This is a genomic window from Lonepinella sp. MS14435, assembly GCF_042485795.1.
Taxonomy (GTDB): domain Bacteria; phylum Pseudomonadota; class Gammaproteobacteria; order Enterobacterales; family Pasteurellaceae; genus Lonepinella.
Genome location: NZ_CP169368.1, coordinates 1,022,968 through 1,037,134 on the forward strand (window position 1 = coordinate 1,022,968; position 14,167 = coordinate 1,037,134).

General features: G+C 38.3%; 15 protein-coding genes. 12 read left to right on the top strand and 3 right to left on the bottom strand.

Annotated features, from left to right (window positions below; genetic code table 11):
* Window positions 1-358: 358 nt before the first annotated feature.
* Window positions 359-1,084, bottom strand: coding sequence for a carboxy-S-adenosyl-L-methionine synthase CmoA (gene cmoA / locus O1Q80_RS04890; protein WP_386696022.1), 726 nt, complete (start codon window positions 1,082-1,084; stop codon window positions 359-361).
* Window positions 1,085-1,154: 70 nt separating this feature from the next.
* The gene (locus O1Q80_RS04895) at window positions 1,155-1,670 is read right to left on the bottom strand and encodes an isoprenylcysteine carboxyl methyltransferase family protein (RefSeq protein WP_386689906.1); all 516 of its coding nucleotides are present in this window, start codon (window positions 1,668-1,670) and stop codon (window positions 1,155-1,157) included.
* 222 nt (window positions 1,671-1,892) lie between these two features.
* On the opposite strand from O1Q80_RS04895, the gene aspS reads away from it, so the two are divergent.
* The 8 genes from aspS to ruvB all read left to right on the top strand — a co-directional run bounded on the left by aspS (window position 1,893) and on the right by ruvB (window position 8,755).
* Window positions 1,893-3,662 (top strand): aspartate--tRNA ligase, encoded by a 1,770-nt coding sequence (aspS, locus tag O1Q80_RS04900; RefSeq protein WP_386696023.1) that lies wholly within the window; start codon window positions 1,893-1,895, stop codon window positions 3,660-3,662.
* Window positions 3,663-3,697: 35 nt separating this feature from the next.
* The gene (locus O1Q80_RS04905) at window positions 3,698-4,261 is read left to right on the top strand and encodes a hypothetical protein (RefSeq protein ID WP_386696025.1); all 564 of its coding nucleotides are present in this window, start codon (window positions 3,698-3,700) and stop codon (window positions 4,259-4,261) included.
* The gene (gene nudB / locus O1Q80_RS04910) at window positions 4,251-4,688 is read left to right on the top strand and encodes a dihydroneopterin triphosphate diphosphatase (RefSeq protein WP_386696026.1); all 438 of its coding nucleotides are present in this window, start codon (window positions 4,251-4,253) and stop codon (window positions 4,686-4,688) included. The genes O1Q80_RS04905 and nudB overlap by 11 nt, the downstream gene beginning before the upstream one ends.
* A 353-nt stretch (window positions 4,689-5,041) precedes the next feature.
* Window positions 5,042-5,782, top strand: coding sequence for a YebC/PmpR family DNA-binding transcriptional regulator (locus O1Q80_RS04915; protein WP_386696028.1), 741 nt, complete (start codon window positions 5,042-5,044; stop codon window positions 5,780-5,782).
* 88 nt (window positions 5,783-5,870) lie between these two features.
* Entirely contained in the window at window positions 5,871-6,413 is a 543-nt protein-coding gene (locus O1Q80_RS04920; RefSeq protein ID WP_386689918.1) for a hypothetical protein, read from the top strand.
* A gap of 71 nt (window positions 6,414-6,484) precedes the next feature.
* Complete coding sequence (gene ruvC / locus O1Q80_RS04925) at window positions 6,485-7,057, top strand: crossover junction endodeoxyribonuclease RuvC (protein ID WP_386696030.1); 573 nt, start codon at window positions 6,485-6,487, stop codon at window positions 7,055-7,057.
* Between the two features lie 63 nt (window positions 7,058-7,120).
* On the top strand, window positions 7,121-7,735 hold the full coding sequence (gene ruvA / locus O1Q80_RS04930) for a Holliday junction branch migration protein RuvA (protein WP_386696031.1): 615 nt from the start codon (window positions 7,121-7,123) through the stop codon (window positions 7,733-7,735).
* Window positions 7,736-7,747: 12 nt separating this feature from the next.
* On the top strand, window positions 7,748-8,755 hold the full coding sequence (gene ruvB, locus O1Q80_RS04935; protein ID WP_386696149.1) for a Holliday junction branch migration DNA helicase RuvB: 1,008 nt from the start codon (window positions 7,748-7,750) through the stop codon (window positions 8,753-8,755).
* A gap of 35 nt (window positions 8,756-8,790) precedes the next feature.
* On the opposite strand, the gene O1Q80_RS04940 is transcribed toward ruvB, so the two are convergent.
* Window positions 8,791-10,746, bottom strand: coding sequence for a hypothetical protein (locus O1Q80_RS04940; RefSeq protein ID WP_386696033.1), 1,956 nt, complete (start codon window positions 10,744-10,746; stop codon window positions 8,791-8,793).
* Window positions 10,747-10,934: 188 nt separating this feature from the next.
* On the opposite strand from O1Q80_RS04940, the gene metF reads away from it, so the two are divergent.
* The 4 genes from metF (at window position 10,935) to O1Q80_RS04960 (ending at window position 14,163) form a co-directional block, all read left to right on the top strand.
* Window positions 10,935-11,813, top strand: a complete 879-nt coding sequence (gene metF, locus O1Q80_RS04945) for a methylenetetrahydrofolate reductase (protein ID WP_386696034.1) — start codon at window positions 10,935-10,937, stop codon at window positions 11,811-11,813.
* Between the two features lie 180 nt (window positions 11,814-11,993).
* Entirely contained in the window at window positions 11,994-12,581 is a 588-nt protein-coding gene (pth, locus tag O1Q80_RS04950; protein ID WP_386696036.1) for an aminoacyl-tRNA hydrolase, read from the top strand.
* 10 nt (window positions 12,582-12,591) lie between these two features.
* Complete coding sequence (gene ychF / locus O1Q80_RS04955) at window positions 12,592-13,683, top strand: redox-regulated ATPase YchF (protein ID WP_386689930.1); 1,092 nt, start codon at window positions 12,592-12,594, stop codon at window positions 13,681-13,683.
* Between the two features lie 45 nt (window positions 13,684-13,728).
* Window positions 13,729-14,163 carry a methyltransferase family protein gene (locus O1Q80_RS04960; RefSeq protein WP_386696038.1) on the top strand — a complete coding sequence of 145 codons (435 nt, stop codon included), beginning with the start codon at window positions 13,729-13,731 and terminating at the stop codon, window positions 14,161-14,163.
* The last annotated feature ends 4 nt before the right edge of the window (window positions 14,164-14,167 follow it).

A 14,167-nucleotide genomic window follows, 5' to 3' on the forward strand; every position in this document is an offset into this window, starting at 1 on the left:
TTGGGTAATCGGTGTATTATTTGCCATTTGGCTTAGTGTCAAAGTAGTTACCAACTTAGAAAAAAAAGGTTCATTTGACGAATAGTCAATGCCGATAAATAACAAAAACGCCGAATAATTTATTGTTCGGCGTTTTTGTTTGCCCTGCACTGACGTACAGGGCTACGATTGTGACGATGCTCCGCATCTTATCTAACGTTAGCCACGGAGTGGCGTGATGTGCTTAACCCCGTACGAGAGTGCGGGGTAGTCCCTGCACTGACGTACAGGATTAGTATTGTGATGATGCTCTGCATCTTATCTGGTATTAGCCACGGAGTGGCGTGTGATTATGCTTAGCCCCGTACGAGAGTGCGGGTCACTTCACCGCTACCATCGATCCAAAATTAAAGCATTGAAACCACACTTCAACATGGGAAAATCCGATATTTTTTAACCGCACTTTATGTGTATTTATACTGTCTGGACGCATGACATTTTCAAGTGCGGTACGTTTTTGGCTGACTTCCAGTTCACTGTAGCCGTTGGCTCGTTTAAATTGATGGTGTAGATCGATCAGTAAATCGTCAATTTTCTTGTCTTCAAAACGGAATTTTTCCGATAGCACTAATACGCCGTTTGGATTTAAGCCTTGATAAATTTTTTCTAACAAGATTTGGCGATCTTCTGGAGGTAAAAATTGCAAAGTGAAATTTAAAATTACCATAGACGCATTTTCAATTTTTACATGGCGAATATCATCGCATAAAATTTCTACGGGTACATCACTATGATACGCATTGATATGCTGACGACAACGTTCCACCATCGGTTGTGAATTATCGACACCGATAATTTTGACATTCGGTTGTTGGATATTCCGCCGAGCAGAAAGGGTAGCGGCACCACGTGAACAACCGAGATCGTAAACGTGGCTATTGGCGGTGACAAAACGATTTGCCAACATGCCGATTGCCGTGATGATATTGGAATAACCTGGCACGGAGCGTTGAATCATATCAGGAAACACTTCCGCTACGTTTTCATCAAAGGTAAAATCGCCCAGTTTTTCAATAGGGGTCGAAAAAATCGTATCTTTATTCATATAATTGCTACGTTTAACCAAAAAAGTGCGGTTATTTTAGAAGAAGTTTTACCCTACTACAAATAAATTGTTATTTTTTTAGCAGATGTGCCATGGCATTTTCTTCTTGTTTAATGCGTATCGCTAAAATAATAAGATAAATTGGTAAACCGATAAGGGCAGTAACAGATGCCTGACAAAATAAAGCTAATCCGACTAATTCTGGAATAATATTTAAGAAATAATTTGGGTGGCGGATATATTTGAACAAAAATGACCTATTGATTTTATGATTTGGCAGAATATAGATTTTAACCGTCCAAATCTCTTTTAATTCGTAAATGATGTAAAACAACATTGCAATGGCAACGATAAGGATCGTTAAGCCGATGAGTGAAATAGTATTGAATACTATATGGCGGTAATTTGCTTCTATAATTGCCGAAGCATAATACAGAATATGAGCAACAGAAAGCAAGCTAGAGTTGGCTTTGCCATACTGAATGGCACCTTGAGCAATCAATGCTTTTTCATTACGAATGGAAATGGATAGGCTATAAAAACGAATAGCCAGAATAATTGTAAATATAATATTGATAAATAACATGACAATCCTTTGACTTGAGTTAAATCCATAAAATAAGGTTGCACAATATAACAAAAATGAATATGCAATGCACTAATTTTTGATCTAAGGTTATAAAAATTAATCGGTTAATGCTTAAATCTTATTGTGTTATTAGATTTAAATAATCTTTTTCTCCGCAGGCATTTTCCGCTATAATTGACGCAATTTTTTCTCATACTTTACAGAACAAAGGATTTTAACATGATGCGAACTCATTATTGCGGTGCATTAAACCGTGAAAATATCGGACAGCAAGTAACATTAAGCGGTTGGGTGAATAAACGCCGTGATTTAGGTGGATTGATTTTTATTGATATGCGTGATGTGAAAGGCATTGTGCAAGTATGTTTTGACCCGAAATATCCGCAAGCCTTAGAGCAAGCCGCCAGTCTGCGTAACGAATTTTGTATTCAAATCAAAGGCGAAGTGATTGCTCGCCCTGATAATCAAGTTAATAAAAATATGGCAACGGGCGAAGTAGAAATTTTGGCTCACGAGTTGTCTATTTATAACGCATCAGACGTATTGCCGTTAGACTTCAACCAAAACAACACCGAAGAACAACGCTTAAAATACCGTTATTTAGACTTACGCCGACCTGAAATGGCGGAACGGCTAAAAACTCGTGCTAAAATCACCAGCTTTGTTCGCCGTTTTATGGACGAACAAGGTTTCTTAGATATTGAAACCCCAATGCTCACCAAAGCCACCCCAGAAGGGGCAAGGGATTATCTCGTGCCAAGCCGTGTGCATAAAGGCAAATTCTATGCCTTGCCACAATCACCGCAATTATTTAAACAGTTACTGATGATGTCGGGTTTCGATCGTTATTATCAAATCGTCAAATGTTTCCGTGATGAAGATTTGCGTGCAGATCGCCAACCTGAATTTACCCAAATTGATGTGGAAACCAGCTTTTTAACTGCCCCTGAAGTACGTGCGATTATGGAAAAATTAATCCATGGTTTATGGTTAAACACTATCAACGTGGATTTAGGCAAATTCCCTGTGATGACATGGCAGGAAGCGATGGAGCGTTTCGGTTCAGACAAACCCGATTTGCGTAACCCGTTAGAAATGGTCACAATTTCTGACCTTGTGCGTGATGTGGAATTTAGCGTATTCAAAACTCCAGCCAATGACAAAGGCGGAAGAGTAGCCGCTATTCGTGTACCAAACGGCTCAACCATCACGCGTAAACAAATTGACGAATACACCCAATTTGTCGGTATTTATGGTGCGAAAGGCTTGGCGTGGTTAAAAGTCAATGATGTAAATGGTGGACTAGACGGCGTGCAAAGCCCGATTGCGAAATTCTTATCGGAAGAAGTGTTAAAAGCCATTTTAGATCGTGTCAAAGCCGAAACAGGCGATATTATTTTCTTTGGTGCCGACAAATGGCAAACCACCACTGACGCATTGGGTGCGTTACGCTTAAAACTCGGTCGTGATCTCGGTTTAACTCGCCTAAACGAATGGCAACCGCTTTGGGTGATTGATTTCCCAATGTTTGAACGGGATGAAGAGGGCAATCTTGCCGCAATGCACCACCCATTCACATCACCAAAAGATTTCAGCCCAGAACAGCTTGAAGCGGATCCAACCAGTGCCGTAGCAAATGCTTACGATATGGTGATCAACGGCTACGAAGTGGGCGGCGGTTCGGTGCGGATTTTCGACCCGAAAATGCAACAAACCGTGTTCCGTATTTTAGGCATTAACGAACAAGATCAACGTGAAAAATTCGGTTTCTTATTAGACGCATTAAAATTCGGTACACCGCCACACGCAGGCTTGGCATTCGGTTTAGACCGTTTAACGATGTTGTTGACGGGTACAGAAAATATCCGTGATGTGATTGCATTCCCGAAAACCACCGCAGCAGCGTGCTTGATGACCGATGCCCCAAGTTTCGCGAATCCGCAAGCGTTGGCGGAATTGGCGATTGATGTTAAAGCAAAGATTGAATAATTTTTGTAGGAAAAGCCTATATATTAGAGAGAAAAATGATGAATGATTTGACAGATACAATTAAAGAATTTTGGGTGGGTATTCAAAATATATTGATTAGTAATTTATGTATCGTAGGTTTCTTTCTTCTTATAGGCTTTTTTCCTAAGATCAATTATTTAGATCATCTTATTACTGATGATATTATTGTTAGAACGGTATTTCTTTATGTGGTTTTCGTTCTAGTACCCATATATTGTATTATTGACTGGCATAATAAAAATTCAGATAAAGAATTGACAAAACAATGGTGGTTTAAGGGATTCAATATTATTATTAGATATGTTGGTACTTTTTATTTATCTATTCTTATCAGTGATTTAATAATTAAATGCTTTATGGCTACTGGGGGATATAATTTGTCACTCTTACTTTATATAGTGTGGACACAAATTTTATTAATAACGTTTCCTAAGTATAGTTATAAAGCAGATAATAATGCAATGAAGTGTAGAGGCTTTTTATTGGTTTCAACGATGCTAATTTTGGGAATACCCTTTATTAAGGGATGTATAATTTTGTCTAATGATCTGACTTATTTTATTCATAATGTACTATAAAAATCCTAACTCCGTTTTAGTTGTGATTTACGCCCAAAACAGCAATAAAGTCCTAATGCTCCAACGCCAAGACGACCCCGATTTTTGGCAATCGGTCACAGGATCGTTAGCTAAAGACGAAACACCCGAACAAACGGCTATTCGAGAAGTATTAGAAGAAACAGGCATTGACATCAAAGCAGAAAATTTAGCACTTTTTGACTGCAATGAATGGATAACATTTGAAATTTTCCCGCATTTTCGGTATAAATATGCCCCGAATGTCACCCATTGCAAAGAGCATTGGTTTTTGTTGGCTCTGCCAGATGAGCGAGTTCCCCAATTAACGGAACATCTTGCTTATCAATGGATAAACCCAAAACAAGCCACTGAATTAACCAAATCACCTAATAATCGGCAGGCAATAGAAAAATATTTAATAAAATAAAACTCACCCCTAAACATATCTCAACGGGATATGGAGGGTAGTTGAATTGGATTAAAAGTGCGGTAAAAAATCTCAAATTTTCACCGCACTTTTACAACGCAAAGAAAGTTTTTCCCTTCTTTGCCGCCTAAAAATCCCTTAATTTGTAGGGAAATGGCGTCTGTCTGAGCGAAGCGAGTTCAGCCATTTCCCGTTAAACAAATTAATGGATTTTTAGGAAACAAGGCAAAGCAGGGTCGCCTTTTTTGGTTACTTTTTTGGCGAAGCAAAAAAGTAACAAGAACATTGGCGAAGAAAAAAGTAATAAATAAACCAAATTTAAAATTAAACAAAAAAGAGAAAGGAAAAACAACATGGCAGGACACAGTAAGTGGGCTAACATCAAACACCGCAAAGCCGCACAAGATGCACAGCGTGGTAAAGTATTTACTAAATTAATCCGTGAATTAGTCAGCGCTGCAAAAATCGGCGGAGGTGATGTCGGCACCAACCCCCGTTTGCGTGCGGCAGTGGATAAAGCACTTTCCAGCAATATGACCCGTGACACCATCAACCGTGCTATTGAGCGTGGTGTGGGCGGTGGCGATGACACCAATATGGAAACCCGTGTTTACGAAGGTTACGGACCGGGTGGCACGGCGGTGATGGTAGAATGTTTGAGTGACAACGCCAACCGCACCATTTCACAGGTTCGCCCGAGTTTTACCAAATGTGGCGGTAACTTAGGGACTGAGGGTTCAGTCGGTTATTTATTCAGTAAAAAAGGTTTAATTTTAATTCTTGAAGCCGATGAAGATGCTTTGACCGAAGCGGCAATCGAAGCGGGGGCAGACGATATTCAACCGCAAGATGACGGTTCATTTGAAATCTATACCGCATGGGAAGATTTAAGTGATGTGCGTGAAGCGATTGAAAAAGCAGGTTTCAAAATTGAGAGTGCAGAAGTAACAATGATCCCATCAACCAGCGTTGATCTTGATGCAGAAAATGCACCAAAACTATTACGTTTAATTGATATGCTGGAAGATTGTGATGACGTGCAAAACGTCTATCACAACGGTGAAATCAGTGATGAAGTGGCAGCCCTACTTTAATATAATTTGTATTATAGGTTTTGTTATGCTAGGATAAAAATGTCTTTTTGAACAAGACCTTACTTTTATTTTTTATTAAGGAGATTCTATGAAATTAGTCAAATTTATTCCTGCAATCTGTGCCACAGTAGTATTGGCTGCTTGTTCTTCTGCTCCTAGCGAGCAAGAAATGGCTGCTGCTCAAGCTGAAAAAGAAGCTCAAGTAATGGAGCAAGCTATGAATACAGCAGATGCACAAGCAACTGAGATGGCAAAAAATATTGATGGTACCGCACAAGTAAAAGTACAAAAAGTGCCAACTGTAAATAAATCGGTGGTTTATCGTTGTCAGTCAGGCAAAGTAGTAACAGCAACCTATGCTTTTGAAAATAACGATCCGCGAGCGGTTAGTGTTCGTTTAGGTAAAGGTCAAAAAGCATTAAAAGTATCATTAGCTCGTGATGATAATAGCAAAGATACCGTTTCATTTGTTTCTGATAAATACGAATGGAATGTAGATACGGGTTTAACCTTGGACAATTTTAATGGTGTTGATGCCATTCATTTAGTGAAAAAAGGTGCTGAATCCGATCAAATTTTAGCAAAACTTTGTAATGTTAATAAAACAGCGACAAAACGATTAAATAAATAATTAAAATCAGTTATGATGATTGGGTGGAGATAGAACTCCACCCATTTTATTTTGTAGAATTGTAGGGCAACATGGCAATCATTTTAGGAATAGACCCTGGCTCAAGAGTGACTGGTTATGGGGTTATTCGTCAAACAGGACGTACATTAGAATATCTCGGCAGCGGTGCTATTCGTACCCAAGTAGAAGATATGCCAACACGTTTAAAGCGGATTTATGCTGGCGTAACGGAAATTATCATGCAATTTCAGCCTGATATGTTTGCTATTGAAGAAGTATTTTTAGCCAAAAACCCAAGTTCCGCTTTAAAACTCGGACAAGCACGTGGCACAGCCATTGTAGCCGCGGTGAATAGTGATTTACCCGTGTTTGAATATGCTGCTCGTTTGGTGAAACAAACAGTAACAGGTATTGGCTCGGCGGATAAAATACAAGTACAAGATATGGTTACTCGTATTCTTAAACTCTCTGATAAACCCCAAGCTGATGCAGCAGATGCCTTAGCGATTGCCATTACCCATGCTCATACCATTCAACATAGTTTGCAGGTTTCTCACACGGCAACTCCAACGGAAACTCGAGAAAAATACACCGCACTTTTACGCACTCGTTATAGCCGTGGGCGTTTTCGCTTAAAAATTTAACTGGATTTTTGTTCAGTCTTTGGTTATAGTAAGCAAAAATTTTTGCAAGGATAATTTAACGCTATGATCGGTCGCTTACAAGGTAAACTTATCGAAAAACACCCGCCTGAAATTTTGCTTGATGTACAAGGTGTGGGTTATGAATTGTTATTACCTATGACAAGTTTTTATAATCTACCTGAAATTGAGCAAGACTGTACTTTATTTACCCATTTGGTGGTACGAGAAGATGCACATTTACTGTTTGGATTTTCCCATAAACAAGATCGCAGTTTATTCCGTGAATTAATCAAAACCAATGGGGTAGGTCCTAAATTAGCCTTAGCGATTTTGTCCGCCATGTCAGTATCGGAATTTGCTTATGCGATTGAACACGAAGAATTATCTAAGTTAGTGAAAATTCCAGGTGTGGGTAAGAAAACGGCGGAACGCTTGTTGGTCGAATTAAAAGGCAAATTCAAAGGTGTGGGGCAAGGGGATTTCTTTGTGAAAAGTAACCATTTGCCAGCGGTTGAACGGATATCTGCAACGGAAAATATAGCTACAGATGATGCGGTTTCAGCCTTGATTGCTTTAGGTTATAAACCTATGGATGCAGAGAAAATGGTGAAGAAAGTGGCAAAACAAGATCTGTCTTCTGAACAACTAATTCGAGAAGCCTTAAAAGCAGCCTTATAAGTGAGATAGATGATGATTGAAGCAGATCGCATTATTAGTGCTACAGCAAAATTAGATGATGAAATCGTTGATCGTGCCATTCGCCCTAAATTATTGGCGGATTATGTGGGGCAACCACAAGTGCGGTCGCAAATGGAGATTTTTATTCAAGCAGCGAAATTACGTCAAGATGCTTTGGATCATTTACTGGTTTTCGGTCCCCCTGGATTGGGTAAAACCACCTTAGCCAATATTGTGGCGAATGAAATGGGGGTGAATATTCGCACGACTTCAGGTCCTGTGTTAGAAAAAGCAGGGGATCTTGCGGCTATGCTGACCAATCTTGAACCCCATGATGTGCTATTTATTGATGAAATTCATCGTCTTTCGCCAGCTATTGAAGAAGTGCTTTATCCTGCGATGGAAGATTATCAACTGGATATTATGATTGGCGAAGGTCCAGCCGCTCGCTCGATTAAACTCGATCTGCCGCCGTTTACTTTAATCGGAGCAACCACAAGGGCAGGTTCACTGACTTCACCGTTACGTGATCGTTTTGGTATTGTACAACGCCTAGAATTTTATTCGGTGGAAGATTTAACGTTCATTGTTTCACGCAGTGCTAACTGCTTAAATTTAGAATTATCTGAAGCTGCTGCGATTGAAATTGCTCGCCGTTCTCGTGGCACACCACGTATTGCCAACCGATTATTACGCCGTGTACGTGATTATGCAGATGTGAAAAACCGCGGTGTGATTTCCGTAGAAATTGCCAATGCGGCATTGTCTATGTTAGATATTGATCAGGCTGGTTTTGATTATTTAGATCGCAAATTCTTAACATCAATTATTGAACGTTTTGACGGTGGACCAGTGGGGTTAGATAATATTGCAGCAGCCATAGGGGAAGAGCGAGATACTATTGAAGATGTGCTAGAACCTTATTTGATCCAACAAGGTTTTTTACAACGCACACCACGGGGGCGAATTGCCACTAACCATACTTATCGTCATTTTGGGTTAGAAAAATTGACAGAATAAAGCAAATAAGGAAACGAAATCCGTTTCCTTATTTTTTACTCTTTTTCTATGTTTAATTCATCTTGTGGTTCAGAATTTTGTTGTTCAGAGTCAAAAGGCATTCCATTAATTAACATATTGCCATTATCGGCTTTGAAATCAAGATGATATTGCCCGTCTTCAAGTTTAAACAAATCTTGTACCACAGTAACAATAGAATGCCAAAATGGTGTTGGTGGTTTTTCCATTTTAACTATGTCTTCCGCAATAGTAACGTTTAGTTGAATATTATTTTGCTTGATATTATTCATTCCATCTGCATAACCTTGCGGTAATGTCGCCGTTAAATTTGCATTTACAGGTAAAGATTTGCTGGCACTTGGATAAGTATCAATATTGGCTATGAATGTTGCTTTGGGAATATTAACGGGCGTAACTAAATATTGTTCCAATGTTATTTTAGTATAATTATCACTAGTTAAATTAGTTGCACAGATACCACGGTATAACTTACAAAAATAGGTTTGGTAAAACGCTTTGTTTGGTGATAGTTGTTCCAATGGGAAATCTAATTTTAACTGACTAAATTGCATTTGTTGTTCAGTTAAGGTTAATTTATCCAACGAAATATTATTTTTTGTATCAAAAATATCTTTCAGCGGTTGAGCAGTATAGTTCCATTTAAGATTTTCTGCTGTCCCTTGATTTTTCATTGAAACTTTCTCAATTTTCACCGCACTTTCTAATTGCGTTTGGAAATTTTCAGCGAGTTTATCTAAATCGGCTAAGAAGTTTGGCGTATCTTTTTGAGGTAAATCCTTAGTTTGTAAACTTTTCGGTAAATATTTGATTAAAAAAGCTAAATGATTTTCTAAATTTAAATGTGAAAGTTTATTTTCGGCAGAAATGCCAGTAAATGACAATTCATCATCTTGATTAAACAGAATATTTTTTGCTTTTAGATTAATCGTTTGTTCTGAATTTTGTTTATCTTGATGATTTGATGAAAAAACAATTTGTGTATTTTGGGCATCAATCAGGTTTATTTCATTCTTAGGATAAATAAAACGGTTTACTGAAAGTGTGGATTCAATTTTTTGATTATTAAATACAAAATCAATAAATTGTGTGATCATCGAAGTTAAATTAAATTGCTCTGCTTGTAATTGTTTTAATTGCTCAGGAAAAGTAACATGAGATGGAATGCCTTGTCGCTTTAACGTCAGCACTACATCTTCTGCTCTGGTTTTATCTTGATCGGATTTAGTATTTTTATTCGACAGATAAATCCCTTGTTGATTAATCTGCTGATTTAAATCATATCCTTGATCATTGATTTTTTTATCCAGAATATAATGTCCTTTAACTAAACCGATATGTGTGCCGTCACCATCGAGTAAGTTCACATCAATTTTCTTGGTTTTAAAATCTGCTTTAATTAAATCATATAAATTATCCCCAACCGTGGTTAATAAAAAGTTACCTTTCAGGTCAGTGATTTTTAATAATTTATCGTAGTTAAAAGCGGAAAGTTCAGTTTGTAATTCAATAGATTTGGATTGAATATCGTAAGACAATTCGCTTTCTAAAGTTTGCGATTGATTTGTACTATCACGAAATTCGGTCACAACACGAGAACTTAAACTATCACTAAAGACTGAAAATTGACTGGTAATGGTATTTTTATCAATGGTGATATTAAGTTGTTCATTTAGTTTCTTAATTAAATTGGTATTAAATTCCGATTCTGCACTAATCATTAACGGAAGTGCGGTTAATTTTGTGTGCATAAAATCCGTTTTATTACCATTTCGCTCCATGCTAAAAATGAGATCACGAGTAAAAAAATCGCTATTTTTTTCTGTAATAGTGATATTAAATTGATCCTTTAATTGATAAGGAAATTTGCTAATGGTCTGATCGATTTGGTAGTTCGTATAAAATTGTGTCGCTACGCCAACCACTAAAGCGACAGCCGATAAACGTAATAAGAATTTAACTTTTTTGCTCATTATTTTTCCAAGAGGTACGGATAATTAGGTAAAAGTATAGCGAATTTACCAGATGACTACAAATATAGCTTATATGAATTAGATTCATAAAAAATGTGAATTTTTTGAAATTGACGCATAATTATGATTGCTTTAATTTATCCTTAACTCAATACATTAATTGAATTCAGATAATATGGAGCGAATATATGAGCTACGCCAAAGAAATTGATACACTAAACCAACACATTGCAGATTTAGACGGAAAAATTAACGTTTCATTCGAATTTTTTCCACCGAAAACCGAAAAAATGGAAGAAACCCTGTGGGCATCTATTCACCGTTTAAAGACCTTAAAACCGAAATTTGTATCAGTGACTTATGGGGCAAATTCTGGTGAGCGTGATCGCACTCATAGTATTGTTAAAAGTATTAAACAACAAACAGGTTTAGAAGCGGCCCCCCATTTAACGGGGATTGATGCCACCCCTGAACAACTCCGCCAAATTGCTAAAGACTACTGGGATAGTGGTATTCGCCGTATTGTGGCATTGCGTGGCGATGAGCCGAAAGGTTATGCCAAAAAGCCATTTTATGCGTCAGACTTAGTCACATTATTACGTGATGTAGCAGATTTTGATATTTCGGTGGCGGCTTATCCCGAGGTTCATCCTGAAGCCAAATCCGCTCAAGCAGACTTGATAAATTTAAAACGCAAAATTGATGCAGGGGCAAATCATGTGATTACGCAATTTTTCTTTGATGTGGAAAGCTATTTGCGTTTTCGTGATCGTTGTGCGTCCATCGGTATTGATGCAGAAATTGTGCCAGGTATTTTGCCTGTAACCAATTTCAAGCAGTTACAGAAAATGTCGAGCGTAACGAATGTGAAAATTCCAAGTTGGTTGGCTAAGATGTATGAGGGTTTAGATGAGGATCAAACTACCCGTAATTTAGTCGCATCAAGTGTTGCTATTGATATGGTACGAGTGTTATCCAGAGAGGGCGTGAATGATTTCCATTTTTATACCTTAAATCGTAGCGAATTGACCTATGCGATTTGTCATATCTTGGGGGTTCGTCCTTAATTTAAGTGATACCAAGGTTTTAGATTTAACATAGTATGAAAGCCCTTAAAAATGTTGATTTTAAGGGCTTTCATTGTATCAGGTTATGCCTATGCCTTTTATCAAGGCAAATAGAATACCGTGTAAAAACGCAAATTTTCCGCTATAATATCCCCTTATTTTTGACTAACGGAATCATCTATGTCTGAAATCAAATTAATTGTCGGATTAGGCAATCCTGGGGCAAAATATGAGGGAACTCGTCATAACGCTGGGGAATGGCTAGTCAATGAAATTGCCCGTTCATATAATGTCAGTCTGAAAGACGACAACAAATATTTTGGTAAAACTGCCAAGATTTCCACCGCACTTGGTGATGTATGGTTGCTTGTGCCAACTACTTTTATGAATTTAAGCGGTAAAGCGGTGGGTGCATTAGCCAATTTCTTTCGTATTCAACCTGAAGAAATTATCGTGGCACACGATGAGCTGGATTTACCCTGTGGAGTAGCGAAAATCAAGCAAGGTGGCGGACACGGTGGGCATAACGGGCTGAAAGATATTATTGCCGTATTAGGTAATAACAAAAATTTCTATCGGATTCGTATTGGCATTGATCACCCAGGCAGTAAAGAATTGGTGGCAGGTTATGTATTAAGCAAAGCTGCCCCAAAAGATCAGGAAAAAATCAACGCCGCCATTGACGAAGCCAGTCGTTGTGTGGACGTATTATTCAAAGACGGTGTGGTAAAAGCCACTAACCGATTAAACAGTTTTAAAGCAGAGTAAGGAATAAAAAATGGGATTTAAATGTGGTATCGTGGGTTTACCCAATGTCGGAAAATCAACCCTTTTCAACGCATTAACCAAAGCAGGTATTGAAGCGGCAAACTATCCGTTTTGTACCATTGAACCAAATACGGGTGTGGTGCCAATGCCCGATCCACGTCTTGATGCCTTGGCAGAGATTGTCAAACCTGAACGGGTATTACCAACCACAATGGAATTTGTGGATATTGCAGGCTTAGTGGCAGGGGCAAGCAAAGGCGAAGGCTTAGGCAACAAATTTTTAGCCAATATTCGTGAAACCGATGCTATCGGACACGTGGTACGTTGTTTTGAGAACGATGATATTGTTCACGTAGCAGGCAAAATCAACCCTGCAGACGATATTGAGATTATCAATACCGAATTGGCGTTAGCGGATTTAGACAGCTGTGAACGTGCCATTCAACGCTTGCAAAAACGAGCCAAAGGCGGTGATAAAGAGGCTAAATTTGAATTATCCATTATGGAAAAAATCCTGCCTGTGTTAGAAAATGCGGGAATGATTCGTGAAGTTAATTTAGATAAAGACGAACTTTTTGCGATTAAAGGCTATAATTTTTTAACCTTAAAACCGACAATGTACATTGCCAATGTGAATGAAGACGGTTTTGAAAATAACCCGTATTTAGATCAAGTGCGTGCCATTGCGGAAAAAGAGGGGGCGGTTGTTGTGCCTGTGTGTGCGGCGATTGAAGCAGAAATCGCTGAATTAGAAGATGATGAAAAAGTCGAATTTTTACAAGACTTAGGCATTGAAGAACCTGGTTTAAACCGTGTCATTCGTGCTGGTTATGCTTTGTTAAATTTACAAACCTATTTCACCGCAGGCGTGAAAGAAGTACGTGCATGGACGGTTTCTGTGGGTGCAACCGCACCGAAAGCCGCCGCCGTAATTCACACCGACTTTGAAAAAGGCTTTATTCGTGCCGAAGTAATCGCCTATGATGATTTTATCCAATTCAAAGGCGAAAACGGGGCAAAAGAAGCAGGCAAATGGCGTTTGGAAGGAAAAGAGTATATCGTGCAAGACGGTGATGTCATGCACTTTAGATTTAATGTGTAACCTTGCAAGGGCGTAGTATTGCATACGCCCTATTTAACAATATTTATGGAACTTAAACTTCCCCCACCTATTTTATTTTTATTGGCAGTCGCATTCATCTACATGCTACCTAAAATAGCGTTGCCTTTAGCTAATTGGTTGAGTTATCTCTTTATTTTTACAGGTATTATTATTGCTATAGCGAGCTTGTATCCATTTTATCAACATAAAACTACAATTAACCCACATCGCCCTGAGCAAAGTGTTCATCTCATTACTTACGGGATTTACCGATTTAGCCGTAATCCTATGTATTTAAGTTTAGTTTGCTTTCTACTCGCTTTTACTTTTTGGCAACAACAAGCCTTAGGCTTTTTAGTAATTATTGGCTTTATTGCTTATTTAAATCGCTTTCAAATTCAACCCGAAGAACGTATATTAAAACAAAAATTCGGGCAAGATTTTTTACAATACCAACAAAAGGTAAGACGTTGGATTTAACAAA

Excerpts from the sequence above, each read along its gene's own strand:
- cmoA (WP_386696022.1), bottom strand. The coding sequence starts at position 1,084 with ATGAATAAAGATACGATTTTTTCGACCCCTATTGAAAAACTGGGCGAT.
- O1Q80_RS04895 (WP_386689906.1), bottom strand. The coding sequence starts at position 1,670 with ATGTTATTTATCAATATTATATTTACAATTATTCTGGCTATTCGTTTT.
- aspS (WP_386696023.1), top strand. The coding sequence starts at position 1,893 with ATGATGCGAACTCATTATTGCGGTGCATTAAACCGTGAAAATATCGGA.
- O1Q80_RS04905 (WP_386696025.1), top strand. The coding sequence starts at position 3,698 with ATGATGAATGATTTGACAGATACAATTAAAGAATTTTGGGTGGGTATT.
- nudB (WP_386696026.1), top strand. The coding sequence starts at position 4,251 with ATGTACTATAAAAATCCTAACTCCGTTTTAGTTGTGATTTACGCCCAA.
- O1Q80_RS04915 (WP_386696028.1), top strand. The coding sequence starts at position 5,042 with ATGGCAGGACACAGTAAGTGGGCTAACATCAAACACCGCAAAGCCGCA.
- O1Q80_RS04920 (WP_386689918.1), top strand. The coding sequence starts at position 5,871 with ATGAAATTAGTCAAATTTATTCCTGCAATCTGTGCCACAGTAGTATTG.
- ruvC (WP_386696030.1), top strand. The coding sequence starts at position 6,485 with ATGGCAATCATTTTAGGAATAGACCCTGGCTCAAGAGTGACTGGTTAT.
- ruvA (WP_386696031.1), top strand. The coding sequence starts at position 7,121 with ATGATCGGTCGCTTACAAGGTAAACTTATCGAAAAACACCCGCCTGAA.
- ruvB (WP_386696149.1), top strand. The coding sequence starts at position 7,748 with ATGATTGAAGCAGATCGCATTATTAGTGCTACAGCAAAATTAGATGAT.
- O1Q80_RS04940 (WP_386696033.1), bottom strand. The coding sequence starts at position 10,746 with ATGAGCAAAAAAGTTAAATTCTTATTACGTTTATCGGCTGTCGCTTTA.
- metF (WP_386696034.1), top strand. The coding sequence starts at position 10,935 with ATGAGCTACGCCAAAGAAATTGATACACTAAACCAACACATTGCAGAT.
- pth (WP_386696036.1), top strand. The coding sequence starts at position 11,994 with ATGTCTGAAATCAAATTAATTGTCGGATTAGGCAATCCTGGGGCAAAA.
- ychF (WP_386689930.1), top strand. The coding sequence starts at position 12,592 with ATGGGATTTAAATGTGGTATCGTGGGTTTACCCAATGTCGGAAAATCA.
- O1Q80_RS04960 (WP_386696038.1), top strand. The coding sequence starts at position 13,729 with ATGGAACTTAAACTTCCCCCACCTATTTTATTTTTATTGGCAGTCGCA.